Source organism: Stenotrophomonas sp. YJH_SMC_40 (genome assembly GCF_059368615.1).
In genome coordinates this window covers 83595-108674 of record NZ_JCAFRX010000012.1, presented here as the reverse complement: position 1 = coordinate 108674, position 25080 = coordinate 83595, and the positions used below count along the sequence as shown (strand labels likewise).

Here is a 25080-nt window from a genome sequence, read left to right as displayed (position 1 = left end):
GCCGCCGCACCACTGGAGTCCATCGCCCAGCCGAGCGGGATCAGCCCGGCCATCATGAACACCGTTTTCCAGTTGATCGAGGCATAGGCCTCGTCCATGCGCAGCACGCCGGTCAGCAGCATGCCGGCCACGCCGGTCATCAGCGTCAGTGCCACCGGCAGCTTGCTGGTCAGCGCGATCAGGATGGTCAACGCGAAGATCGCCATGGCGATCTTGAACTTGTGCGGGCGTTGTTCGCCGGTCGGGTAGTCGGTCACCACCACGAAGTCGCGGCTCTTGGCCGCCTGTGCCAGGTCGGTCCAGATGCTGTGGAAGACCAGCATGTCGCCGGCGCGCAACTGCACGTCGCGCGCGTCCTCGCGGATCACCTGCTTGTCGCGGTTGATCGCCAGCAGGCTGATGCCGCGCTCCTTGCGCAGGCGCAGGTCGGCCGCGCTCTTGCCGATCACGTTCGAGGTCGGCGGTACCACCGCCTCGGAAATACCGGCGCGGCTCGGGTTGAACAGGTCACCCAGGTGCTTCAGGCGCGAAGACATGCGCAGGAACTGGTTCTGCGCGAAGTCGTTGATCTGCTCGCGCGGACCCATTGCGCCGAGCACGCTGCCCACCCAGATGCGCATCTCCGCCGGCGGCGCCAGGCGGGTGTCATTGCCGGTCTTCAGGGCCAGCAGCAGCGGGGCATCGTGCAGGTTCTCGGCCTCGCCCAGGGTCATGCCGACCAGCGGGCTTTCGGCACTGACCACCAGCTCGAACACATCGCCTTCAATGCCATAGGTCTTGGCGAAGTAGCTTTCGGTGCGCGCCGGGGTGACCCCGTCGTTGGCCAGGTTCTCTTCCTCGATCAGCTTGCGGTCGCCGTAGTAGCGGAAATACAGCAGCGAGGCGATCAGCAGCGCCACGCCGATCGGCAGCGGCGCGAACATGCGCAGCGGCTCGATGGTCGCCAGGCCCGAGGGCAGGTTGTTGTTGGCCGAGGCCAGCAGATCGTTCAGCAGGATGAGCGGTGAATTGCCGACCATGGTCAGCGCACCGCCCATCACGATCGCCGCCGAAATCGGCAGCAGCAGGCGCTGCAGGGTCAGGCCGGTGCGCGCTGCCAGTCGCGAAGCCACCGGCAGGTACAGCGCCATCACCGACGGGTTCTGCATGAAGGACGAGTTCAGGCCGGCAATGGCCGTGGTCATCATCAGCAGCCGCTGCTCGACGCCATGACCGCGTCGCAGCAGCCACGCGGCCAGCCGGTTCAGCGCCCCGGTGCGGTCCAGGCCGGCACCGAGGATGGTGGTGGCGATGATGCTCATCACCGCGTTACCGGAGAAGCCGCCGAAGATTTCCTCCGGCGCGATCAGCCCGGTGACACCGAGCACCACCAGCACCACCAGCGCGACCACGTCGGCGCGGATGCGCTCGAACAGGAACATCGCCATCGTGAAGCCGACCAGCCCGAGCACGAGCTTCATGTCGTTGGTCAGCGTCAGCGCGGTATCCATGTGGGGCGCGGCGTCCTCAGGCGATCGTCAGGTGCGGTCGTACAGCAGGTCCCAGACGCCATGGCCGAGTTTCTGGCCGCGGGTCTCGAAGTGGGTCTGCGGGCGCCAGTCCGGGCGCGGCACGCTGCCACGCGGGCCGGCACGGTTGACCAGGCCGGCGGTGGCATCGAGCACGTCCCACATCTGCTCGGCGTAGTCCTCCCAGTCGGTGGCACAGTGCAGGCGGCCGCCCGGGCGCAGCTTGCGCACCAGCAGTTCGGCGAACGCCGGCTGCAGCAGGCGGCGCTTGTTGTGGCGCTTCTTGTGCCACGGGTCCGGGAAGTAGATGCGCACTTCATCGAGCGCGCCATCGGCGATCTCGTTCTGCAGCACTTCAACCGCGTCGTGGTGGTACAGGCGCACGTGGTCGGCGTTGTCGTCGGCCAGCGCGTTCAGCAGCCTGCCCACGCCCGGGGCGTGCACTTCGATGCCGATGTAATCGCGCGACGGGTCGTGCTGGGCGGCGAAGCGCAGCGCGGCACCGTTGCCGAAGCCGATTTCCAGCACCTTGTGTGCCGGGCGGCCGAAGGTGGCGTCCAGGTCACGCGGTTGGCCGGTGTAGTCGAGGCCGAAGCGCGGCCAGCGTTCGTCGAACGCGCGCTGCTGGGCGGGGGTGAAGCGGCCCTGGCGCAACACGAAGCTGCGCACCTCGCGGCGGCCCTCGCTCACGGTGAAGGGCTTGGGCGGAGCCTTGGAACCGGCGCTGTCGAAAGGATTGGTCATCAGCCGATCAGCCCATCCACCGGGGAGGAGGCGCTGGCGTAGCGCTTGCGCGGGATGCGCCCGGCCAGGAAGGCCTCGCGGCCGGCCTCGACCGCCTTGCGCATGGCACTGGCCATCAGCACCGGGTGGCGCGCACCGGCAATGGCCGTGTTCATCAGCACGCCGTCGCAGCCCAGTTCCATCGCAATCGCGGCATCCGACGCGGTACCGACGCCGGCGTCGACGATGATCGGCACCTTGGCGTCTTCGATGATCTGCAGCAGGTTGTACTTGTTCTGGATGCCCAGGCCCGAACCGATCGGCGCGGCCAGCGGCATCACCGCAGCGCAGCCGATCTCTTCCAGGCGCTTGGCCAGGATCGGATCGTCAGAGGTGTAGACCATCACTTCGAAGCCGTCCTTGACCAGCTGCTCGGCAGCCTTGAGGGTCTGCACCACGTCCGGGTACAGCGACTTCTGGTCGCCCAGCACTTCCAGCTTGGTCAGGTTATGGCCGTCCAGCAGCTCACGGGCCAGGCGGCAGGTGCGCACGGCATCTTCGGCGGTGTAGCAGCCGGCGGTGTTGGGCAGGATGGTGTAGCGCTCCGGCGGCAGCACGTCGAGCAGGTTCGGCTCGCCCGGGTTCTGCCCGATGTTGGTGCGGCGGATCGCCACGGTGACGATCTGGGCGCCCGCGGCCTCGGTGGCCAGGCGGGTTTCTTCCAGATCCTTGAACTTGCCGGTGCCGGTCAGCAGCCGCGAGCCATAGGTCTTGCCGGCGATCACCAGCGAATCGGGGGAGACATGAACGTTCATGGCGCGATTATCGCCTATCCGCCTGAAGATGGGATCACGCAAGGCGGTGCTGTCCGCAGGAGGGCGAGGGTAGTGCCGGCCGCTGGCCGGCACATGCAGGGTGCCTGACAGCGTCGGATTGCCGGCCAGCGGCCGGCACCACCCGGAGGTCTCAGCCCCCGCCCAACGCGTGCACGATCTCCACCACGTCGCCTTCGGCCAGGACGTGCTCGCCGTGGCGGCTGCGGCTGACGATCTCGCCGTTGACCTCGACCGCCACCCGGCGCTGCAGCAACTGTTCGGCCTCGAGCAGGTCGTGGAGGGTTGCCGAAGCGGGCAGGGCGCGGGGTTCGCCATTGAGCTGGATGTTCATCCGTGCATTGTCGCCGATAGCCCGCCGGGATCGGAACACTTGCAAATTGAACGGGGCGCCAGCTCCGGCACAGCAGGTTTCCCGGTGATCGGGCGACAATCCATGCGGCGGCGCAGCGTGAGCAAAACGCGGCGCAGTGAAACCATTCACCGTGCGCCGGCGTACGTCCGCCGGGTCCTCAACGATATCCCCACAGGAGTTTTTTCATGCTGCTCAGCAAACGCCCGATCCGCACCCTGATGGCGGCCGCGATCGCGCTGGCCGCGCTTCCGGCCATGGCAGGCGAATCCCCGTATTCCAAGGCCGTGTTCTTCGGCGACAGCCTGACCGATGCCGGCTATTTCCGCCCGCTGCTTGATCCGGGCGTGCAGCCGGTCACCGGTCAGTTCACCACCAACCCGGGCTGGGTGTGGTCGCAGCAGGTCGCCAATTACTACGGCCTCAACGGCGGTGCCAACGGCAACGGCCAGAAGGGTGACAACTATGCTGTCGGTGGCGCCCGCGTATCGGTCGACGAAGCGGGTGGCCTGGGTGCCATTCCGTCGCTGAAGTCGCAGGCCGCCCGTTACCTTGCCGCAAATGGCGGCAAGGCTGACGGTAACGCGCTGTACACCGTCTGGGGAGGCGCCAATGATCTGTTCGCGGCCACCCGTGCGGCGGCAGGCGGCGCGTCCCAGGCCCAGGTGCAGGGCATCATCGGCGCAGCGGTCACGGACCAGATCGCACTGGTGGGGGCACTGAAGCAGGCCGGCGCCCAGTACGTGCTGGTTCCGAACCTGCCGGACGTGGGCATCACTCCGCAGTTTCGTGGTCCCAATGCCGCCGCCGCCACCGCACTGTCGGCCGGCTACAACAAGGCCCTGTACGGTGGCCTGAAGCAGGCCGGCATCGAGTTCATCCCGCTTGATACCTTCAGCATCCTGCGTGAAGTAACCGCCAACCCGGCGATGTACGGCTTCACCAACGTCACCAGCACCGCCTGCAAGATCGATCCGAACAACGCCACTGCAAGCATCATTGGCTGCAACCCGACCAGCTACGTCAGCCCGGATGCGGCCAACACCTATCTGTTCGCCGATGGCGTGCATCCGACCACGGCGGGCCACCAGCTGCTGGGCCAGTACGCGGTCTCGGTGCTGGAAGCCCCGCGCCTGCAGCAGGTGCTGAGCCACTCGGCACAGACCATCGGTCGTTCGCGTGCGGATCAGGTCAGCATGCACCTGGGCGGTCGTCCGGCCGACGGCCTGTCCTGGTGGGGCGGCGTCCGCGGTGACCTGCAGCGCTACGACCACGCGGATCTGTACGACGGCCTGGCGCCGGCCGGCCTGTTCGGCATCGACTGGGCGCGCGACGGCATGGTGGTCGGCGGCTTCGCCGGCTTCGGCCGCCTCAACGCCGACTTCGGCAACAGCCGTGGCGATTTCACCCAGAAGGACACCACCGCCGGTCTGTTCGCCGGCTGGTACGGCGATCGCATCTGGGTGAACGGCCAGGTCAGCTACACCTGGCTGTCGTATGACGTGAACCGCAAGGTCCAGCTCGGCCCGGCCACCCGCGAGCACGGTGGTTCGCCGGACGGCAGCAACCTGACCGCCGCCCTGAACGCCGGTTACGAGTTCGGCACCGAAGGCGGCTTCCGCCACGGCCCGATCGCTTCGGTGATCTGGCAGAAGGTGAAGATCGATGGTTACACCGAAAGCGCTGCGGCCGGCACCCTGGCTACCGCGCTGGGTTACGACCGCCAGAACGTTGATTCGACCGTTGGTCGCATCGGTTGGCAGGCCCGCTTCGATGGCGGCACCCTCAAGCCGTACGCGCAGCTGACCTACGACCATGAGTTCGAAGACACCAAGCAGGGCAGCGCGTGGCTGCAGACCCTGCCGGAACTGGGCAGCTACCGTGTGCCGGGCCTGAAGTTCGACAAGGACTACGCGACCGTCGTGCTGGGCGCCCGCACCGAACTGTTCGGCCTGCAGAGCAACTTCGGCCTGAGCGCTTCGGCCGGGCAGAAGCGTGCCCAGGACGCAACGCTGTTCGCCAACTTCAGCGGCACCTTCTAAGCAGAAACCAGGCGGGGTCGGCCCTCTCGGCAACGAGAGGGCTTTGACCCCCGGCCTGATGCGATGGGCACCATTGCGCAACACGGGGCCCAGCGCATAGACTTCCCACCGCAACGCGGGCGTAGCTCAATGGTAGAGCTGTAGCTTCCCAAGCTACTGACGTGGGTTCGATTCCCATCGCCCGCTCCATGTCTCGAGCGGTCTGCATCAGGCAGACGCTCCGCGATATCCGCACCCCGCTTTTCCGCGCATGGATCCCGGTCGAGATGCCCGGTGAATGCCAGGGCTGGACGTCGCTTCACAAACATCCCTTGGCCGGATCGGTCGTGTCCGAATGCATCCTTGCGCAGAGCCTGCAGGACAGGAACTGCCCTGCTGCAGCTGCGGCTGCTGTGGCCTCCCGGGCCCGGTCGAGCTGCGGGGTTCAGTTGATGCTTGGCTTCGCAATGCTAGAAGATCGTCAGCTGTTGACGCCCAACATCCGTTGCCCGGAGCGTGAATGATCGCTGCACTTGTGCCCATCAGGCGATGCTTTGATTTTTCCGGACGATCCGACCGGCGGGAGTTCTGGTCGTATTCGCTGCTGGCCGGGTTCGTGATGGCGGTGAGCTACAGCGTGATGGATCGCGGTTACTGGCTGGTCGGGTACCTGTCATTGGATTGGGAAACGTCCGAGATCCTGTGGAAGGTGGGATGGGTCATGACCGTCTGCGCTGTCTTCGTCTTCCTGCCTCCGATGCTGGCCCTGACCGTGAGGAGATTGCACGACATCGACGAGTCAGGCTGGTACACCGTGATCGCGTTCATTCCCTTGGGGGTGTTCGTTCTCTTTCCGGTCATGCTGCTTCCCGGGAGCGAGGAAGAGAATCGATTTGGCGCAGTTCCAGGAGCGCAGGATGCTTGAACCGGCATCGGCCGCAATCGATCGGATCGGCATTGAAGACGTCGACGGTTCGCTGGGGCGCCTCTCTCATCCGCATGTCCCTTGATCGAACCGCCCTGCGGCGCTACACCCAGTGGATGCCGTTCCTGGCCCTGGTCGCCGTCTGTGTGGCCTGGTGGTCGCCTTTGGGAGTGATTGCCGGCCTTGCCGTGTGCCTTGCGTTGGGGGGCGCGCTGCAGCGAATCGATCTGGTCGGCAATGCCGTGGGCGGTTCACGACTGCGCTCGCGATCGATGAAGCCCTTTGCCGAACGGCCGCCCGCACATGATGTGCTGTTGGATTGGGGCGAGCTGGGCATGGGCGGACCGGCGTACAGCACGCAGATGCTGCGCGATGGCGCCATCGTCGAAGGCGTATCCACTGGAGGCAGTCGTGATGCCAGTGGTGAATGGCAGGACCTGCCGGGAGGCGCGCTGCGCCTGGCCAGCGGGTATGTTGATCGATGCGAAGCAGTGATCGTCTACGACGAGCGCCAAAAGACGGTGCAGGTGCTTGCGGCTGATCCCGGCCAGTTCCGGCAGCAGCTGGGCGAGCGCCTGCAGACCGATGGGGAGGCGGGGGCGGCGTCGTGGCTGCGCATCCGGCCCTGTTCGCGTGCATCTGCCCGTATGCCCTTTACCTTGACGAGACCTCCAGTGGTCGCCATGCCTGTGATCTGGAGACCGTGATCGCGAGCCCGTCGGGACGCTGCCTGGTGGTGGCCGGCAGTGTGCTTGATGAGAACCTGCGACCCATCGAGGGCGTGTGGCTTGTCTGCTGGCAGGGTCGTTGGCAAGCCTTTGCCCGTCATGCGATGGGGGGCTTCGGCAAGGCCCGGAGCGTGGCCTGGATCAATGTGATCGATGCTGACGATGACGGCACACTGCAGTGCGAAGCCTATGAGGAACGCTGGGAGTCCGATGCCGTCCATCGATACCCCACGCGCCACACAGCCTTGGAGCTGCCTGTGGAATGGCGGGAAACCGGGTTGGCGCTGCGCGCCCGTGATGGGCGCTTCAGGCTGCGCCTTCCCTCGCGCTGATCAGGCCTCGGCGGCGCGCGCGCTCGTTTCCCGCAGCGACTGTGCATATTCCTCGGTGAACAGCCCCGACAACGCCTGGCGCTGCTCCGCATCGATCTCGCGCGAGGCGTTGGCCGTGTAGTCGAAATGAACCATCACGCAGCGCCCGCTGGCTACCAGGGCCTCGAACTGGAACGCCTGCTGCACGATCGACAGCGAGGAGCGGCCAATGCTCTCGATCCGGGTCTCGATACGCACTTCGTGTCCCGCCTGTATCTGCTGCAGGAAGTCGATCTCGTAGCGGCGCAGGATCAGTGCCAGGTCGCGCATGCTGGCCTCGCGGCTGAAATGCCGGAAGATCTCCTGGCGGCCTTCCTCGAACCAGACGGGCAGGGCGGTGTTGGTGACGTGGCCGAGTACATCCACTTCGGAGAAGCGCGGGAATACGGTGATCGACATCGGGTTTCCTTGCGGTCTGGCCTGCCACCGCAGTGTGCCGCCTGCGCCTGAGCAAGCCACGCCGCAGGGCATCATCCACCCGCCACACGCCCGCGCTATGCTGCGCGCCTGCCGCCCGATCCTGCCGCGATGAAGCTCGCCATCCTGTCCCGCAACAGTTCCCTGTATTCCACCCGCCGGCTGGTCGAGGCGGCGCGCGCGCGCGGCCACACCGTGCGCATCCTCGATCCGCTGCGCTGCTACATGCGCATTGCCGCCGATGGCTTTTCGATGCATTACAAGGGCCGGCCGATGACCGGCGTGGACATGGTCATCCCGCGCATCGGTGCCTCGATCACCCGCTATGGCACGGCCGTGCTGCGCCAGTTCGAACTGATGGGTGCACGCACCCCGAATCCGTCCGACGCGATCCTGCGTTCGCGCGACAAGCTGCGCGCACACCAGCTGCTGGCGGCCAAGGGCATCGACATGCCGGTCACTGTGTTCGGCGACAACCCCGACGACACCGTCGACCTGTTGTCCATGCTGGGCCCACCGCCGCATGTGGTGAAGCTCAATGAGGGTACCCAGGGGCGCGGCGTGATCCTTACCGAGAAGGCCAGCGCCTCGCGCGGCATTGTCGAGGCCCTGCGCGGGTTGTACGCCAATTTCCTGATGCAGGAATTCATCGGCGAGGCCAAGGGCGCCGACCTGCGCTGCTTCGTGGTCGGTGACCAGGTGGTTGCCTCGATGCAGCGTCAGGCGCCGGAAGGTGACTTCCGCTCCAACCTGCATGCCGGGGGTACGGCGGTGGCGGCCAAGGCCAGCCGTGCCGAGCAGCAGGTGGCGGTGCGGTCGGCCAAGGCGCTGGGACTGTCGGTGTGCGGGGTGGACCTGATCCGCTCCGCGCGCGGCCCGCTGGTGCTGGAGGTCAATTCAACGCCGGGGCTGGAAGGGATCGAGGCCGCCTGCGGGGTGGACGTGGCCACGCGCATCATCGAGCACGTCGAGAAGCTTAAAAAACCCTGATTATTCAGCGGCTTGAGATTCTCACGGGCGGATGAGGCCGGCTTTAACAAGCCTTTAATCGGCCCACGCGTAGGCTTCAGCGAACCGCAGCTCTGCCTCTCAGCAGGATCGGTATCGGGATACAACTTCAGACCCAGGCGGGGGCACCGCCTGGGTCTTTTTTATGCCTGCCCGCTGTCCCTTGTGGAGGTGGCGTGACGGCCGTAGAGTGGCCCCCATCGTTCCTGGATGGATCGGAGGCTGGCGATGTACCGCATCACGATGATCGCGTTGTTGCTGGGCCTGGCCGGATCTGCTGCGGCCAAGCCGGAGAAATCCGTTGTGCAGATGGACCGGCAGTCGCCGGTGGCCGAGCAGGTGCGCCAGGTCGAAAAAGCCCTGGATGATGGCGATTACAGCGAGATTTCCGCTGATGACCGCAGCACCGTGCGCGAAGCGCTGGCCCGGATCACCGCGCGGATGGGCGGCCACCAGAGCGTGCAGGAACTGCCGCCGCAGGTGCAGGGGGAGGTCTTCAACGACCAGGAGCGGATCAATACCCTGCTCACCCGCGCCCACGAGGACAGCCGGCAGATCTGCCAGCACACGCGCAGTACCGGCAGCAACATGCCCAAAAGCCGCTGCCTGACAGTGGCCGAACGCCGCCGGATCGAGGAAAAGGGCAAGGCGCTGTTGAACGACCAGCGCACCTTCAACAACTTCAACCCTGCCAGCTCGCGGTAGGGCTTCCGCTGCCCCGACCATTGGCACTTGCTGGCGTGAAGGGGGTGCGAATAGAGTCGGGATTCGCCACAGACAAGGATTTGTTTGCCATGAAACAGGCTTTGATGTCGGCCGTCCTGTTGTCAGGACTCGCCCTGGTCAGTACCGCATCGGCATCCAGGGGCAAGGACGTGTTCGTGCCCGGCCAGCCGCTGCAGCAGCAGATCGCGCGTATCGAGGTGGAGCTCAAGGACGGCGAAACCTATTCGGAACTCAAGCAGGACGAGCGCACCCGCGTCAACGACGCCCTGGCACGCATGCGCGCAGCGGTGGAGCAGTACCCGGCACGCGATTCCATGCCTGAACCGGTGCAAACCCAGGTCTTCAACGATCAGCAGGTCGTGAACACGGTTTTGACACAGGCGCGTGAAGATAGTCGTCTAATATGCCAACGTGAAAAGCCCATCGGTTCCAACCGGACCACGACGCAGTGCATGACCGTTGCCGAGCGCGCTCGGCAGAAGGAACGGGCACAGCAGGACATGAGGCAGGTCATGCGCGCCGGCAGTACAGTCAATTAGAGGTGACAGTGAGAATCCTGGTAATCGAAGACAACAGCGACATTGCGGCCAACCTGGGCGACTATCTGGAGGACCGGGGGCATACGGTGGACTTCGCGGCTGACGGGGTCACCGGCCTGCATCTGGCCGTGGTGCACGAGTTCGACGCGATCGTGCTGGATCTCAACCTGCCAGGCATGGACGGCATCGAAGTCTGCCGCAAGCTGCGCAATGAAGCGCGCAAGCAGACCCCGGTGCTGATGCTGACGGCCCGCGATTCGCTGGACAACAAGCTGGCCGGCTTCGATTCCGGTGCCGATGACTACCTGATCAAGCCGTTCGCGCTGCAGGAAGTGGAAGTGCGTCTGAACGCCCTGTCGCGCCGCGGCAAGGGCGTGCAGACCCGCGTGCTGGAAACCGGCGACCTGGAATACAACCTGGATACGCTGGAAGTGCGCCGCCAGGGCAAGCTGCTGCAGCTCAACCCGACCGCGCTGAAGATCCTGCAGGCGCTGATGGAAGCGGCACCGGCGGTGGTGACCCGCCAGGAGCTGGAAACCCGCGTGTGGGGCGAGGAACTGCCCGATTCGGATTCGCTGCGCGTGCATATCCATGGCCTGCGTGCGGTGGTCGACAAGCCGTTTGAAGTGCCGCTGATCCAGACCCGCCATGGCATCGGATACCGCATCGCCACCCCGGAAGCCTGATTCCGTGGCAGCCAAGGGGGAGCGCCGGCGCACGCCATACCGGCGGCGCCTGCGCAGCCGCATCATCGTCTCGTTCGTGTTGTTGGGCTTCTGCCTGACGACACTGTTCGCGTTCGCCACCAACTGGGCCCGCATGCGGGTGGAAAACCAGTTGGTGGAAGACGTGATCAACCACAACATCGAAGAGTATGCGCGGCGCTTCTACGAGCATCCGGGGCGCAATCCGGCAGTGCCCGTGCAGCAGATCCGGGCGTACGCCTACTCGGCTGACAAATTCGACAAGGCCCGCGAGTCGTGGCCGCAGTGGGCCGACCTGCAGAACGGCAATTACAACCTCAGTGGCACCGACGAGCAGGGGCAGCCGTATGCCTACAAGCTGGCGGTACGCAAGGCCGACGACGCCTGGTTCTTCCTCGCCTATGACATGACCGACAGCGTGCGCGGCGGCAAGCAGCTCAACCGCGCGCTGGTGTTGTCGGTGCTGGTGTTCAGCGTGCTGTCGCTGGTGCTGGGCTGGTGGTCGGCCTCGAAGGTGATGAAGCCGGTGTCGGACCTGGCCGCGCGGCTGCGTGCGTACCGCGGCGGTACCAGCGAGCCCGAGCCCTTGGCGCCGCGCTTTCCCGATGACGAGGTGGGGCAGCTGGCCCAGGCGCTGGACGACTACTCCTCGCGGCTGACCGAAGTGGTGCAGCGCGATCGCGAGTTCAATGCAGACGTCAGCCATGAACTGCGCACGCCGCTGGCAGTGATCCGCGGTGCCACCGAGTTGCTGCTGACCCGGCCCGGCCTGGACGAGAAGGTGCTGCAGCGCCTGCAACGTATCCAGCGTGCCGAGCAGCAGTGCAGCGACCTGATCGGCGCACTGCTGCTGCTGTCGCGCAACGAGCGCGGGCAGGGCACCAGCAACGTGGCCCGCGTGGCCGAGCAGCTGCTGGATGCGCACCGCGCGCAGCTGGGTGGCAAGCCGCTGGAGCTGCTGCTGGAAGGCGAGCGCAACCTGGTGATCGATGCACCCGAGGCGGCGCTGTCGGTGGCGCTGGGCAACCTGATCGGCAACGCGGTGAAGTACTCACAGGATGGCGAAGTACGCGTCTTCGTGGGCGCCAATTCGGTGTCGGTGACCGACAGCGGCCCGGGCCTGAGCGAGGAAGACGCGGCCAAGCTGTTCCAGCGTGGCTACCGCGGCACGCACGCCGGTCATTCGCAGGGCGGCGGCATCGGCCTGTCGATCGTCAGCCGTCTGTGCGACCTGTACGGCTGGCAGGTGAGCGTGCGCCCCGGTGGCGAGCGTGGCGTGATCGCCACCCTGACGTTCTCGCCGAAGCCGTTGTAAGCAGCCCTGCTTTGGTGGGTGCCGACCTTGGTCGGCACGGACCCTGCCGACCTTGCATCACGCCCTGTGTCGCTTGTGACACTGAATCCCCTGCACGCGGACATTGCATCACAGGCCCGACACGACACCACCGTGATCGCTGCCGCGCCCGGCGCGTGTTCCAACGCACGCATTCGCAAGCCCGCCCCGCACTCGGGAATTTCCTTACAGATTGCCGTGCGCGGCGATGGCCTGATGACCTGGCTGGGGCAGGTGCCTTGGCCGGGATTGGCGTCCTGAAAAAAACCAACAAATCAAAAGCTCCGGATGTGCTCTAGCTCATCATGGAAAATGCATCGTCTGCCCTCGCTTTGGCGGACGGTGCGTGGGGATTCGCCAGAATCCGCTGGAGTCTTTTTCCTTCGCTTTTGAGTTGTTGGGTCTCCGGTACGCCAACCCGCACCGTCCGCCACCTTGCATCTGCAGGTGGCCTGCCGTCTGCGAGGAGCTTCACCATGTCCACCCGCCCGCTGTTCCCCCAGTTGCACGCCCTGATCGGCGATGCCGCCCACCTGCTGCCTGCCGACGTCGCCGAGCGGGTCGAAGTTCTGCTGGATGACCCCAGGGACCTGCTGCCCGCCCTGCTGGCGCGCATGGATGGCCGCGACGCCGCCGACGGCCAGCGGCTGGATGTGCAGGGGGCCAGCCCGGCGCAGGCCGCCATGATGGCTGGTCTCAGCCGCACGCTTGCCGGCCTGAATACCCTGATTCAGCTGCTGCACGCTGCCGAAATCGCGCGGGAGCAGGGTGGCGCCCGCCAGCAGCTCAATCCCGATGTGGTCGACGGCCTGCTGTTGGGCGCCCGCGAACTGGCCCGCTACGCCCGCCAGCAGCTGGAGTAGATCCACGCCACGCATGGATGCGCTTCGGTAGTGCCGGCCGCTGGCCGGCAATCGAATCGGCCAGTAGATCCACGCCACGCATGGACGCGCTTCGGTAGTGCCGGCCGCTGGCCGGCAATCGAATCGGCCAGTAGATCCACGCCACGCATGGATGCGCTTTGGTAGTGCCGGCCGCTGGCCGGCAATCGAATCGGCCAGTAGATCCACGTCACGCATGGACGCGCTTTGGTAGTGCCGGCCGCTGGCCGGCAACCAGGCCTCAAGCCCCGGCCAAGCCCAGATACCGCGCATGCAGCTGTTCCACCTGCACCTGCAGGTCCTCCGGCTGCCCATCATTGACCACCACGTCATCGGCCAGCGCCAACCGTTGTGCGCGGCTGGCCTGCGCAGCAATCATCCGGTCGGCCAGCGCAGCATCAATGCCATCGCGCTGCATCAGCCGGGCGTGCTGCACGGCTTCCGGTGCATCCACCAGCAATACCCGGTCCAGCCAAGGATAGGCCTTCCGCCCGCCCACCTCGGTCAGCAGCGGAATGGCCGCAATCGCATAGGGGCTCTCAGCCTGCTCGCACTGCTGTTGCATCAGCAGGCGGATGGCCGGGTGGGTGATGGCTTCCAGCGCCGTCCGCTCGGCCGGATCGGCAAAGACGTGGGCGCGCAGGCGGGCCCGGTCCAGGCCGCCGTCGGCCAGCAGCATGTCGGCGCCGAAACGCTCGGCAATGCGGGCCAGCGCCGGGCTGTCGGCAGCCACCACGGCCCGGGCGGCCAGGTCGGCATCGGCCACCACGATGCCCAGCGCTTCGAAGCGCCGGGTCACTTCACTCTTGCCCGAGGCGATGCCACCGGTCAGGCCAACCACATAGCGGCTCATGGGGCCTCCCCTCAGCGCAGCCCGCTCATCACCATGTACTGCTCCACCAGCGGCGCACCCCACATGAAGTACAACCAGCCGGCAATGGCCAGGTAAGGGCCGAACGGAATCGGCGTGGCGCGGTCACGGCCCCGGCTGTACAGCCAGATCGAGCCGATGATGGCGCCCAGCACCGACGACAGCAGGATGATCGGCAGGATGCCCTTCAGCCCGCACCAGGCGCCCAGGGCTGCCAGCAGTTTGAAGTCGCCGTGGCCCATGCCCTCCTTGCCGGTCAGCTGCTTGAACAGCCACCAGACCGTCCACAGCGACAGGTAACCCACCGCCGCGCCCACCAGGGCGGGCTTGGCCGGCATGTACAGGTTGTCGATGCTGCCTATCAGCCCCAGCCACATCAGCGGCAGGGTGAGCTGGTCCGGCAGCAGCTGGGTGCGCAGGTCGATGCCGGACAGCGCGATCAGGAAGCAGGTCAGCACGATGGCGCCGAAACCCTGCCAGCCGAAGCCGAACTGCCAGACGCAGGCCACCACCAGCAGCGAGGTCAGCGCCTCCACCAGCGGGTACTGCAGCGAGATCGGCGCCTTGCAGTGGCGGCACTTGCCGCCCTGGATGATCCAGCTGAACAGCGGGATGTTCTCGTACCAGCTCAGCTTGTGCTTGCAGTGCGGGCAGTGCGACGGCTCGACCACGATCCCCGGTGGGGGCGGCTCATAAAAGTCCGGTTCCTCCAGGACTTCGCGCGCATCGCGCTTCCACTGCCACTCCAGCCGCTTGGGCAGGCGCAGGATGACGACGTTCAGGAAACTGCCCAGCAGCAGTCCGAAGGCGGCCGCGGCGGGGTAGCCGAGGCCAGGATGCTGGTCGAGAAAAGCCATGTATGTGTTATCCGACGACGGCGCCGAGTTTGAAGATGGGAAGGTACATGGCAATCACCATGCCGCCCACAATGGTACCAATGAACACCATGATCATCGGTTCCAGCAGGCTGCTCAGGGCATCCACCGAATTGTTGACCTCCTGCTCATAGTACTCGGCCACCTTGAACAGCATGGCGTCCAGCGCACCAGCCTCTTCGCCGATGCCGGTCATCTGGATGACCATGTGCGGGAACAGGTTGGTCTGCTTCATCGACATGTTCACCGGGTAACCCACCGAAACGTCGTCGCGCATGCGCAGCACCGCCTCTTCGTACACGGTATTGCCGGTGGCGCCGGCCACGATGCCCAGCGCCTCCACCAGCGGCACGCCGGCCTTGAAGGTCACCGCGGTGGTGCGCGAGAAGCGGGCGATGGCGCTGTTGTGCATGATCTGCCCGATCACCGGCACCTTCAGCACGAACCGGTCCATCGCATGCTGCATCTTCGGCGAGCGCTTGTAGGCCATGATCGCACCGACAGCGGAGCCCACCACGATCAGGAATATCAGCCACCACCACGACACCATGAACCGCGAGAGGTTCACCACCATCTGGGTGAAGGCGGGCAGCTCGGCACCAAAGCTCTTGAACACGTCCTCGAACTGCGGGACCACGAACACCAGCATGATGCCGCTGACCAGCATGGCCACCACGACCACCATGATCGGGTAGAACAGCGCTTTCTTGATCTTGCCCTTCAGCGCTTCGATGTTCTCCTTGTAGGTGGCCACCGTGTCCAGCACGGTTTCCAGCACGCCGGCGCCTTCGCCGGCCCGCACCAGGTTGCGGTACAGCTCGTCGAACTGCACCGGGTGCTTGCTGACCGCTTCGTACATCGAGGAACCGCCCTCGATGTCGGTGCGGATGGTGTCAACCAGTTTCTTCATCCGTGGGTTCTTGTGCCCGCTGGCGATGATGTCCAGCGCCGACACGATCGGCACGCCGGATTTCATCATCGTGGCCATCTGACGGCTGAAGAAGGCGATGTCCTTCGGCTTGACCGGGCTGCCGGCGGCGCCGAACAGAGGCTTCGACTTGGGCTTGACCTGGCCCGGGTTGATGCCTTGGCGGCGCAGCTCGGCGCGCAGCAGGTTGGCGTTCTTGGCCAGCTGCTCGCCCTTCATCTTCACGCCCCGCTTGTCGGTCCCCTCCCAGACAAACGGCTGCAGCTCCATGGTGGCGCGCGCCACCGGCTCTTTCTTGATCGCACTGCGACTGACAGACATGTTGGCTCCCCAAGACCCGCCATCCCCAGGCGGGTAACTAGCCATCGATGGTAGCGGGTTCAAGGGCGGATGGGCAGTTGGCAGGCGGCCCAGCGTGCGATTTCGTGCCGGGTGCCGACCAAAGGTGACGTACTGCGTCACATTGCCGCGTCCATCGCAGATTCGGAAGCGGGGGGTTCCCATCCGCGAAATTGCTGCCATCATGGGCGCGGGGAAATCCAGGGGGAGGCGTGCCGGGGTTGGCACGCAACCTGCGTTGATCCACCCGCAGGGCACGGGGCCCGCTCAACCGGCACAGCCTGGTCCGATCCCGTGCACTGAACTCAACCACCACTATCTTGGGGATGTACCAATGAAGAACCAGAAGGGCTTCACCCTTATCGAACTGATGATCGTCGTCGCGATCATCGCCATCCTGGCCGCCATCGCGCTGCCGGCCTACCAGGACTACACCTCGAAGTCGAAGGTCACCGCTGCGCTGGCCGACCTGGCCTCGCACAAGACCCAGTTCGAGATGGTCATCAGCGATGGCGGTACCCCGTCCATTCAGAACGCTGGCTTCCAGGCAGCCGAAACTGGCTCCTGCTCGACCATCGCAGTAGCTCAGGGCGGTATGACCTGCACCATCCGTGATCCGGGCCGTATCGGTACCGGTTCCACCATCGCACTGAACTACACCCAGGCTTCTGGTACTGGTGATACTGCGGTCGCAGGTGGTTTTGTCTGCGAAACCAAGCAGGTCGACGCCAAGTTCATTCCGAAGGGCTGCAAGTAATCCTTCAGGTCCACGAGGCTTGGTAGTTTAGGTTTGACCTAAGCTCTCGTGAGTAGACACAAGGCCCGCTTCGGCGGGCCTTGTGCTGACTGGAGTACGAATCCCGGTCAGCACGCAGCAATGGGGATTGCTGGATCAAACAGGGGGAGTCATGAACACGCAGAAGGGCTTCACGCTCATCGAGCTGATGATCGTCGTGGCCATCATCGCCGTTCTGGCGGCCATCGCGACGGTGGTGTTCCAGCCGTACATCATCCGCACCCAGCTGACAGCCGCGCTGGCGGATATCAGTCCCGGAAAAACACTGGTGGAGACGGTTGTCTATCAAGGACGATCCGCTAGTGAGGTCACCCCCGAGTTCATCGGTGGCGCCCAGAACGCCCACTGCTCCAACGTCGAAGCCGAACTCAGCGACTCCGGTGTCGGCCACATCAGCTGCACCCTGAAGGGTCACAGCGTGCTGGAAGGCAAGGACCTGCTCCTGCGACGTTCCGCCGAGGGCATCTGGAGCTGTGATGGCAGCGCGTTCGAAGCGCGCTATCGCCCGACCGGCTGCTGATCACACTTCAGCGCTCCGATGGGATGCTGGCTGCCCCTTGACGGGGCTATCATCCCCGGGGGAGTCAGGATCGTGCCTGCCGGGCCGGGAGTGCCGGGCAAGGCAGTGTTGCTCATGGATTGGCGATGCCGGTGGCCATTGGGTCGCGGCGGGTTCTGCTGCCCCGTGCGGTGTCCGTGCAAGACGCACGGCATGGCATGACCCCATGAGCCAAGGATTCATATGAACGCTGTCACCACCGCCAATCTTGTCGGCATCACCGGCCTGGCCCGTCGCCTGGTGCAGGACGGGGCCCTGGACGAGGCCACCGCCCGCGACGCCATGGCCAAGGCCGCCGCCGCGCGCCAGCCACTGCCGACCTGGTTCGCGCAGAACAAGCTGGTCAATGCCTCGCAGCTGGCCGCCGCCAACGCGGTCGAGTTCGGCATGCCGCTGTTCGACGTGTCCACCTTCGACGCCAGCCAGAACGCGATGAGCCTGGTCAGCGAGGAGCTGCTGCGCAAGCACAACGTGCTGCCGCTGTTCAAGCGCGGTGGCAAGCTGTTCGTCGGCACCAGCAACCCGACCCACTCGCTGGACGAGATCAAGTTCCACACCAACCTGGTCGTCGAGCCGATCCTGGTCGACGAGGACCAGATCCGGCGCACGCTGGAACAGTGGCACGCCAGCCATGACACCCTCGGCGATGCTCTGGGTGGCGATGACGATGGCATGGGCAACCTGGACGTGGCGGCCGGCGACGAGGATCTCGGCGCCACCGGCGGCGATTCCGGCATCGACGCCAAGGGTGACGACACCCCGGTGGTGAAGTTCGTCAACAAGGTGCTGGTCGATGCGATCCGCAAGGGCGCCTCGGACATCCACTTCGAGCCCTACGAAGACGATTACCGCGTGCGCCTGCGCATCGACGGCCTGCTGAAGATGGTCGCGCGCGCGCCGGTGAAGCTGAACCAGCGCATCGCCGCGCGCCTGAAGGTGATGGCACAGCTGGACATCGCCGAGAAGCGCGTCCCGCAGGACGGCCGCATCAAGCTCAACCTGTCCAAGACCAAGCAGATCGATTTCCGCGTCAGCACGCTGCCGACCCTGTTCGGCGAGAAGGTGGTGCTGCGTATCCTCGATGGCAGCGCGGCCAAGCTGGGCATCGACAAGCTGGGTTACGAGCCGGACCAGCAGAAGCTGTTCCTGGATGCCATCCACAAGCCGTACGGCATGGTGCTGGTGACCGGCCCGACCGGTTCGGGCAAGACGGTGTCGCTGTATACCGCGCTGGGCATCCTCAACGACGAGACGCGCAACATCTCCACTGCCGAAGACCCGGTGGAAATCCGCCTGCCCGGCGTCAACCAGGTACAGCAGAACAACAAGCGCGGCATGACCTTCGCCGCGGCGCTGCGCTCGTTCCTGCGACAGGACCCGGACATCATCATGGTCGGCGAAATCCGCGACCTGGAAACGGCGGAGATCGCGATCAAGGCCGCGCAGACCGGCCACATGGTGCTGTCCACGCTGCATACCAACGATGCGCCGCAGACCATCGCGCGCCTGATGAACATGGGTATCGCGCCCTACAACATCACCAGCTCGGTGACGCTGGTGATCGCCCAGCGCCTGGCGCGTCGCCTGTGCGGCAACTGCAAGCGTCCGTCCAGCCTGCCCGATCATGCGCTGCTGGCCGAAGGCTTCACGCAGGCGCAGCTGGATGCGGGCATCGAGCTGTACGAGGCCGTGGGCTGCGATGAATGCACCGAGGGCTACAAGGGCCGGACCGGCGTCTACCAGGTCATGCCGATGACCGATGAGATCGCCACCATCGTGCTGGCCGGTGGCAATGCGCTGCAGATTGCCGAGGCGGCGCAGCAGATCGGGGTGAATGACCTGCGCCAGTCGGCATTGAAGAAGGCGGCGGCGGGCATCACCAGCCTGGCCGAGATCAACCGCGTCACCAAGGATTGAGGTAGATCCACGCCATGCGTGGATGACGCGATGCATGGGGTTGCCGGCCAGCGGCCGGCACTGCCAGGTTGGTGGTACGCGCCGGGTCAGAGCCCTTTCCTTTGGAAAGGGATCCGACTCCGGATTTACTCCATCCCCAGCTTCTTCAGCTTGTAGCGCAGCGCACGGAAGGTGATGCCCAGCTGCGCGGCGGTACGGGTCTTGTTCCAGCGGTTCTCTTCCAGCGCACGCTGGATGGCGCTGCGCTCGAGCTGCTCGATGTAGGAGGGCAGGGCGGCACTGCCCGGCTGCAGGTCGGCCACCGCTTCGGCGGGCGCCGCACTGCCAGGTGCACGCGGCGCGTGCTGCGGCAGGCGCAGGTCGTCGGCGCCGATGCAGTCTTCCTCGGCCAGGGCCAGCGCACGTTCCAGGATGTTCTCCAGCTCGCGCACATTGCCCGGGAACGCGTACTGTGCCAGCGCTTCCAGCGCCGACGGCGCCAGCAGCGGGGTGGCGCGGCCGTGGCTGCGGGCCAGGCGGGCCAGCACGGCGGCGGCCAGTTCGGGCAGGTCCTGGCGGCGTTCGCGCAGTGGCGGCACCTTCAGTTCGATCACGTTGATGCGGTAGTACAGGTCGTGGCGGAAGCGCCCGTCCTCGACCAGCTCGGCCAGGTCCTTGTGGGTGGCCGAGAGGATGCGGACATCCACCGGCTCCTCGTTGGCCGCGCCCACCGCGCGCACCGACTTTTCCTGGATCGCGCGCAGCAGCTTCACCTGCATCTGCAGCGGCAGTTCAGCCACTTCGTCCAGGAACAGGGTGCCGCCGTGCGCAGCCTGGAACAGGCCGGGCTTGTCGGCGTGCGCGCCGCTGAAACTGCCCTTGCGATGGCCGAAGAATTCGCTCTCCATCAGCTCGCCGGGAATGGCACCGCAGTTGACCGGCACGAACGGGCCGGCCGCGCGCGCGCCCTGGGCATGGATGGTGCGTGCAACCAGCTCCTTGCCGACGCCCGACTCGCCGAGGATGTAGACCGGCGCCTGGCTGCGCGCGACCTTGCCGATGGTGGTGCGCAGCACATCCATGGCCTGCGAGTGGCCCAACAGGCGCCCGCCCTGTTCGGCGTTGGGGCCCGGTGCGGGGCGCTCGGCGTTGTTGAGTTCCAGCGCGTGCTTGACCAGTCCGCGCAGCACCGAGATGTCCACCGGCTTGCTGACGAAATCGAACGCACCGGCCTTCAGTGCCTCCACAGCGAGATCCATGCTGCCGAATGCGGTGATCATCGCCACCGGCGTGCGCGGGTAGTGCTGGGCGATCTCGCTGACCAGTTCGATGCCGTTGCCATCGGGCAGGCGCATGTCGGTGATGCACAGGTCGTACGGATTGCTGGCCAGCAGCTCACGTGCCTCGGCCAGGTTGGCGGCGGTACTGATGCGCAGCCCCATGCGGCCGAGGGTCAGCACCAGCAGTTCGCGGATGTCGCGTTCGTCGTCGACGACGAGGGCGCTGCGGGTTTCATTCATGGGCGTGAAAGATAAACGAGGGGGCTGGAAGCGACAAATGTTTGACGCACAGAATGGGGATCAGCTCGGTAGCAGCGTATGTGGACCGGGCAGCACCAGGCGGAAGCAGGAGCCACCGGCCGGCACCGCGATGTAGTCCAGGCGGGCCTGGTTGGCCCTGCACAGCTCGCGCGCGATGTACAGGCCCAGTCCCGTGCCATGCTCGGACGTGGTGAAGAAGGGCCGGAACAGCTGCGCGGCCACGCTCTCCGGGATACCCGGGCCACGGTCCATCACGTCGATCACCGCGCTGCGTTCGTGCTGGGCCACGCGCAACCGCACCCGTGCAGGCTGCTGGCCGATGCGGCCGTACTTCAGTGCGTTGTGCACCAGCACGGTCAGCACCTGGTAGAGATGCTTGGCGTCGACCTGGGCCATCACCGATGTGTCGCTGATGATCGGTTCGATGCTGTCGGTCTCCAGGGTCTGGCCCTGCTTGTACTCCAGCACGAAGCGGCGCACGAAGGCGACCAGGTCCACGTTCTCCGGCGTGGCGCGTTCGCGCCGAGCCAACCCCAGCACGCTCTCGACGATGCCGTTGGTGCGCTGGCACTGCTGGCGGATGATCTGCAGCAGGCGGCGGTCGCTCTCGTTGAAGCCGGTGCCTTCCTCGAGCAGCTGCACGGCATAGTTGATCGCCGCCAGCGGATTGCGGATCTCGTGCGCCAGGCTGGCCGAGAAGCGGCCCATGGCCGACAGAGTGAGCGATTCGGCGCGGCGCGAGACCACGCTGGAATCGTCCAGGAACACCAGCGCAAGGTCGCTGCCGGCCAGCAGGCGGGCAAAGCGCGGCTGCACTTCCGGCTGGTCGGGGTTCAGCTGCAGCGGCAGTTCGTCCTGTGCCCAGCCATTGCGCCAGCGCTGCAGCCGGCGCGCCAGTTCCGGTGCGGCACTGGCCAGGTCCAGGCGCCCGCTTTCGCCGTTGCCGTCGTTGTCGCCCAGCAGCATCGAGGCGGCTTCGTTGGCCAGGGTGATGCGGTTGTCGGCGTCCACCACCAGCACGCCGGTGCGCATGCGGCGGATGATCAGTTCGTTGATCTGGAACAGGTTGGCGACTTCATCGCCGCGCTGGTTGGCCAGCTGCTGGTTGCGGCGGGCGCGGTTGCCCACCTGGTAGCTGATGAAGGCCAGTGCCAGGTAGCTGGTGGCGAACATCGCCAGTTCGGCGAGGGTGCGGGTGGGGTCGCCGCCTTCGAGCAGCTTCCAGGTGTACTCGACGCCGGTGGCCAGGCTGGCGGCCAGCGCCAGGCCCAGCCCCAGGCTGAGCGGCAGCAGGGTGGCGGCGGCGGCGATGTTGAACAGCAGCGACATCGAGATACCGGCACTGGCGCCGGGCAGGGCGTGCGACAGCAGGGTGGCGGCCACGATATCCACCAGCACGCCACTGACCACGATCGGGCGCAGCCAGCGTTCGTTGCGGCCGACCACCAGGGCCAGCAGCGACAGGGCCAGGTAGATGACCGCAACGACATCGGCCAGCTGCGGGTGGTGGGCTTCGCCGACCATGGCCGACAACGGGCTGTAGAGCAGGGCGGCAATGACCGTAGCGATCAGCACCCGGTACAGCGCGAAGAAATACAGTTCACGCCGCGGAATCGATTCGATGCGGTCAATCAATGAAGCACTGGGTGACACGCCGGAACTCCCCTTCTGGCTGCCTGGGTCTGGATTCTGTGGCGGGCCTGCCCGGCGTCCCCTGAAGCCGGGCAGGCACGTCGCGTTTGCGAAGGGCAGTATAGGGCCCCCGGCCGGGCGCCGCCGAAGCGGCCCGGATCGCGCATTTGGCCCGGTGCGGACACCGGTGGCCAGCCCCGGCCCGGGTGCAACTGCCTGAATGACCGTGGAAATCTGCCCGCGTCTGGCGTTTTGTACAGACTTCTTTGCGCCCCGGCGCCGGCTCGGCCACAATAGTGGGCCCGCCGCGGTCCATGCCGGCGCCCCGCCGGGGCCCTGAGGAATTGCGTGCGGTCGTTCCTATTCCCACGGTGACGCATGAATTTCCACGAATACCAGTCAAAACAACTGCTTGCCGAGTACGGCATCCCGGTCCCGGCCGGCAAGGTCGCTGCGACCCCGGACGAAGCGGTTGCCGCTGCCAACTCCCTGGGCCAGGGCCCCTGGATGGTCAAGGCGCAGATCCACGCTGGCGGCCGCGGCAAGGCTGGCGGCGTCAAGTTCTGCAAGACCACCGACGACGTGAAGGCCGCTGCGGCCAAGATGCTCGGCACCAAGATGGCCACCTACCAGACCGCTGGCGTTGAACTGCCGGTCAACCTGGTGCTGGTGACCACCGCCGGCGAGATCGTCAAGGAACTGTACCTGTCGGTGCTGGTCGACCGTGGCACCAAGACCATCACCTACATCGCCTCTTCGGAAGGCGGCGTGGAGATCGAGCAGGTCGCCGCTGAAACCCCGGAGCTGATCCACTCGCTGAACGTCGACTTCGTCGAAGGCGTGCAGGGTTACCACGGCCGCGATTTCGGCTTCAAGCTGGGCCTGACCGCCAAGCAGGCCGGCCAGTTCGCCAGCATCATGGTGAACCTGTACCGCCTGTTCAACGAAAAGGACCTGGCCCTGGTTGAAATCAACCCGCTGGCCATCCTGGATGACGGCAACCTGTACGCGCTGGACGGCAAGTTCGACAGCGACGACAACGCCGCGTTCCGCCAGAAGGCCCTGGTCGCCATGCGCGACAAGACCCAGGAAGATCCGACCGAAGTGATCGCTTCGGAACTGGACATCAACTACGTCACCATGGACGGCAACATCGGCTGCATGGTGAACGGCGCCGGCCTGGCCATGGCCACCATGGACGTCATCAAGCTCAACGGCGGCGAGCCGGCGAACTTCCTGGACGTGGGCGGCGGTGCCAACAAGCAGCGCGTCATCGAAGCCTTCAAGCTGATCCTGTCCTCGGACAAGGTCGAAGGCATCTTCGTCAACATCTTCGGCGGCATCGTCCGCTGCGACATGATTGCCGAAGGCATCATCGCCGCCGTGAAGGAAGTGGGCGTCAAGGTTCCGGTCGTGGTGCGCCTGGAAGGCACCAACGTGGAAGAAGGCAAGCAGCTGCTGCGTGACAGCGGCATGGCCATCATCCCGGCTGACAACATCAACGATGGCGCCAAGAAGATCGTTGAAGCTGTCAAGAACGCCGCCTGATACCGACACCAAGGAATTCCAATGTCTGTTTTGATCAACAAGAACACCAAGGTGATCGTGCAGGGCTTCACCGGCCAGCAGGGCACCTTCCACGCTACTCAGATGATCGAGTACGGCACCCAGGTTGTCGGCGGCGTGACCCCGGGCAAGGGTGGCACCACCCATATCGACCTGCCGGTCTTCAACACCGTTGCCGACGCCGTGCAGAGCACCGGCGCCAACGCCTCGGTCATCTACGTGCCGCCGCCGTACGCGGCTGACGCGATCCTGGAAGCCGCTGCTGCCGGCATCAAGGTCATCGTCTGCATCACCGAAGGCATCCCGGTGCTGGACATGCTGCGCGTCAAGAACGTGCTGACCCGTTCGCATCAGGACACCGTGCTGATCGGGCCGAACTGCCCGGGCGTCATCACCCCGGGTGAGTGCAAGATCGGCATCATGCCGGGCCACATCCACCAGCCGGGCAAGATCGGCATCGTGTCGCGTTCGGGCACCCTGACCTATGAAGCGGTCAAGCAGACCACCGAAGTCGGCCTGGGCCAGTCCACCTGCATCGGCATCGGTGGTGACCCGATCAACGGCCTGAATTTCGTCGACTGCCTGAAGCTGTTCAACGAAGACCCGCAGACCGAAGGCATCATCATGGTTGGCGAAATCGGCGGCGACGCCGAGGAAGCCGGCGCCGAGTACATCAAGAACCACGTGAAGAAGCCGGTCGTCGGTTTCATCGCTGGTGCGTCGGCTCCGGCCGGCAAGCGCATGGGCCACGCCGGTGCGATCGCCTCGGGCGGCAAGGGCACTGCCGAAGGCAAGTTCGCCGCCATGGAAGCTGCCGGTGTTGTCACCGTCCGCTCGCCGGGCGACCTGGGCGCTGCCATCGCCAAGCTGGTCAAGTAAGACCGCTGGGCGGGGGATTGTAGAGTCGACTGTTAGTCGACTGCTCTTCCCACCGGCTGCTGCAAAACAGAAGGGCCGCCTCCGGGCGGCCTTTCTGCGTCTGGCGCCCTGGCCATCCCGGCAAGCTCA

Annotated in this window: 25 protein-coding genes and 1 tRNA gene; 16 read left to right on the top strand and 10 right to left on the bottom strand. The window is 65.7% G+C overall.

The window, feature by feature from the left end:
* The 4 genes from AC5P6X_RS19520 to thiS form a co-directional block, all read right to left on the bottom strand.
* Window positions 1-1490, bottom strand: a 1490-nt coding sequence (locus AC5P6X_RS19520) for an SLC13 family permease (RefSeq protein ID WP_495215578.1), incomplete at its 3' end; no start/stop codon positions are given.
* A gap of 27 nt (window positions 1491-1517) precedes the next feature.
* Window positions 1518-2252 carry a tRNA (guanosine(46)-N7)-methyltransferase TrmB gene (gene trmB / locus AC5P6X_RS19515; RefSeq protein WP_005410814.1) on the bottom strand — a complete coding sequence of 245 codons (735 nt, stop codon included), beginning with the start codon at window positions 2250-2252 and terminating at the stop codon, window positions 1518-1520.
* On the bottom strand, window positions 2252-3046 hold the full coding sequence (locus AC5P6X_RS19510; protein ID WP_005410813.1) for a thiazole synthase: 795 nt from the start codon (window positions 3044-3046) through the stop codon (window positions 2252-2254). The genes trmB and AC5P6X_RS19510 overlap by 1 nt, the downstream gene beginning before the upstream one ends.
* 151 nt (window positions 3047-3197) lie before the next feature.
* Window positions 3198-3398: a sulfur carrier protein ThiS gene (thiS, locus tag AC5P6X_RS19505; protein WP_005410812.1), complete on the bottom strand. Its 201-nt coding sequence runs from the start codon at window positions 3396-3398 to the stop codon at window positions 3198-3200.
* Window positions 3399-3604: 206 nt separating this feature from the next.
* On the opposite strand from thiS, the gene AC5P6X_RS19500 reads away from it, so the two are divergent.
* The 5 genes from AC5P6X_RS19500 to AC5P6X_RS19480 all read left to right on the top strand — a co-directional run bounded on the left by AC5P6X_RS19500 (window position 3605) and on the right by AC5P6X_RS19480 (window position 7422).
* The gene (locus AC5P6X_RS19500) at window positions 3605-5458 is read left to right on the top strand and encodes an autotransporter domain-containing esterase (protein ID WP_043034314.1); all 1854 of its coding nucleotides are present in this window, start codon (window positions 3605-3607) and stop codon (window positions 5456-5458) included.
* A gap of 115 nt (window positions 5459-5573) precedes the next feature.
* Window positions 5574-5647 (top strand) — tRNA-Gly (locus AC5P6X_RS19495).
* 310 nt (window positions 5648-5957) lie between these two features.
* Entirely contained in the window at window positions 5958-6362 is a 405-nt protein-coding gene (locus AC5P6X_RS19490) for a DUF805 domain-containing protein (RefSeq protein ID WP_005410810.1), read from the top strand.
* Window positions 6359-7069 (top strand): hypothetical protein, encoded by a 711-nt coding sequence (locus tag AC5P6X_RS19485; protein WP_234411825.1) that lies wholly within the window; start codon window positions 6359-6361, stop codon window positions 7067-7069. The genes AC5P6X_RS19490 and AC5P6X_RS19485 overlap by 4 nt, the downstream gene beginning before the upstream one ends.
* On the top strand, window positions 7066-7422 hold the full coding sequence (locus AC5P6X_RS19480) for a hypothetical protein (protein WP_234411824.1): 357 nt from the start codon (window positions 7066-7068) through the stop codon (window positions 7420-7422). The genes AC5P6X_RS19485 and AC5P6X_RS19480 overlap by 4 nt, the downstream gene beginning before the upstream one ends.
* Here AC5P6X_RS19480 and AC5P6X_RS19475 read toward each other — a convergent pair whose 3' ends face one another.
* On the bottom strand, window positions 7423-7860 hold the full coding sequence (locus AC5P6X_RS19475; protein WP_005414313.1) for an acyl-CoA thioesterase: 438 nt from the start codon (window positions 7858-7860) through the stop codon (window positions 7423-7425).
* A gap of 129 nt (window positions 7861-7989) precedes the next feature.
* On the opposite strand from AC5P6X_RS19475, the gene rimK reads away from it, so the two are divergent.
* The 6 genes from rimK (at window position 7990) to AC5P6X_RS19445 (ending at window position 13051) form a co-directional block, all read left to right on the top strand.
* Window positions 7990-8868, top strand: coding sequence for a 30S ribosomal protein S6--L-glutamate ligase (rimK, locus tag AC5P6X_RS19470; RefSeq protein ID WP_005410807.1), 879 nt, complete (start codon window positions 7990-7992; stop codon window positions 8866-8868).
* Between the two features lie 246 nt (window positions 8869-9114).
* Entirely contained in the window at window positions 9115-9591 is a 477-nt protein-coding gene (locus AC5P6X_RS19465) for a hypothetical protein (RefSeq protein ID WP_005410806.1), read from the top strand.
* 89 nt (window positions 9592-9680) lie between these two features.
* The gene (locus AC5P6X_RS19460; protein WP_005410805.1) at window positions 9681-10151 is read left to right on the top strand and encodes a hypothetical protein; all 471 of its coding nucleotides are present in this window, start codon (window positions 9681-9683) and stop codon (window positions 10149-10151) included.
* Window positions 10152-10159: 8 nt separating this feature from the next.
* Window positions 10160-10837 (top strand): response regulator transcription factor, encoded by a 678-nt coding sequence (locus tag AC5P6X_RS19455; protein WP_005410804.1) that lies wholly within the window; start codon window positions 10160-10162, stop codon window positions 10835-10837.
* Between the two features lie 4 nt (window positions 10838-10841).
* Window positions 10842-12170 carry a sensor histidine kinase gene (locus AC5P6X_RS19450; protein ID WP_005410803.1) on the top strand — a complete coding sequence of 443 codons (1329 nt, stop codon included), beginning with the start codon at window positions 10842-10844 and terminating at the stop codon, window positions 12168-12170.
* A 494-nt stretch (window positions 12171-12664) separates the two neighbouring features.
* Complete coding sequence (locus AC5P6X_RS19445) at window positions 12665-13051, top strand: hypothetical protein (RefSeq protein WP_099605873.1); 387 nt, start codon at window positions 12665-12667, stop codon at window positions 13049-13051.
* Between the two features lie 259 nt (window positions 13052-13310).
* Here the strand turns inward: AC5P6X_RS19445 and coaE are convergent, their stop codons facing one another.
* The 3 genes from coaE to AC5P6X_RS19430 are packed head-to-tail and all read right to left on the bottom strand — an operon-like array spanning window position 13311 to window position 16064.
* Window positions 13311-13922 (bottom strand): dephospho-CoA kinase, encoded by a 612-nt coding sequence (gene coaE, locus AC5P6X_RS19440; RefSeq protein ID WP_088430639.1) that lies wholly within the window; start codon window positions 13920-13922, stop codon window positions 13311-13313.
* A gap of 11 nt (window positions 13923-13933) precedes the next feature.
* The gene (locus AC5P6X_RS19435) at window positions 13934-14797 is read right to left on the bottom strand and encodes a prepilin peptidase (protein WP_005410800.1); all 864 of its coding nucleotides are present in this window, start codon (window positions 14795-14797) and stop codon (window positions 13934-13936) included.
* 7 nt (window positions 14798-14804) lie between these two features.
* A complete protein-coding gene (locus tag AC5P6X_RS19430) occupies window positions 14805-16064 on the bottom strand; it encodes a type II secretion system F family protein (RefSeq protein ID WP_099605875.1) in 1260 nt (419 codons plus the stop codon).
* A gap of 352 nt (window positions 16065-16416) precedes the next feature.
* Here AC5P6X_RS19430 and AC5P6X_RS19425 point away from each other — a divergent pair, with 352 nt between their 5' ends.
* From AC5P6X_RS19425 to pilB, 3 genes are all read left to right on the top strand, one after another.
* Window positions 16417-16839, top strand: a complete 423-nt coding sequence (locus AC5P6X_RS19425) for a pilin (protein ID WP_088436224.1) — start codon at window positions 16417-16419, stop codon at window positions 16837-16839.
* A gap of 151 nt (window positions 16840-16990) precedes the next feature.
* Window positions 16991-17398 carry a pilin gene (locus AC5P6X_RS19420; protein ID WP_099605876.1) on the top strand — a complete coding sequence of 136 codons (408 nt, stop codon included), beginning with the start codon at window positions 16991-16993 and terminating at the stop codon, window positions 17396-17398.
* 222 nt (window positions 17399-17620) lie between these two features.
* Window positions 17621-19354, top strand: coding sequence for a type IV-A pilus assembly ATPase PilB (gene pilB / locus AC5P6X_RS19415; RefSeq protein WP_099605877.1), 1734 nt, complete (start codon window positions 17621-17623; stop codon window positions 19352-19354).
* 125 nt (window positions 19355-19479) lie between these two features.
* Here pilB and AC5P6X_RS19410 read toward each other — a convergent pair whose 3' ends face one another.
* Both AC5P6X_RS19410 and AC5P6X_RS19405 read right to left on the bottom strand, forming a co-directional pair.
* A complete protein-coding gene (locus AC5P6X_RS19410) occupies window positions 19480-20853 on the bottom strand; it encodes a sigma-54-dependent transcriptional regulator (RefSeq protein ID WP_005410795.1) in 1374 nt (457 codons plus the stop codon).
* 60 nt (window positions 20854-20913) lie between these two features.
* On the bottom strand, window positions 20914-22527 hold the full coding sequence (locus AC5P6X_RS19405; protein ID WP_099605878.1) for a sensor histidine kinase: 1614 nt from the start codon (window positions 22525-22527) through the stop codon (window positions 20914-20916).
* Between the two features lie 357 nt (window positions 22528-22884).
* Between AC5P6X_RS19405 and sucC the strand changes: the two genes are divergently transcribed.
* The gene (gene sucC / locus AC5P6X_RS19400; protein ID WP_004154430.1) at window positions 22885-24054 is read left to right on the top strand and encodes an ADP-forming succinate--CoA ligase subunit beta; all 1170 of its coding nucleotides are present in this window, start codon (window positions 22885-22887) and stop codon (window positions 24052-24054) included.
* Window positions 24055-24075: 21 nt separating this feature from the next.
* Entirely contained in the window at window positions 24076-24951 is an 876-nt protein-coding gene (sucD, locus tag AC5P6X_RS19395; protein WP_099605879.1) for a succinate--CoA ligase subunit alpha, read from the top strand.
* Window positions 24952-25080: the final 129 nt, after the last annotated feature.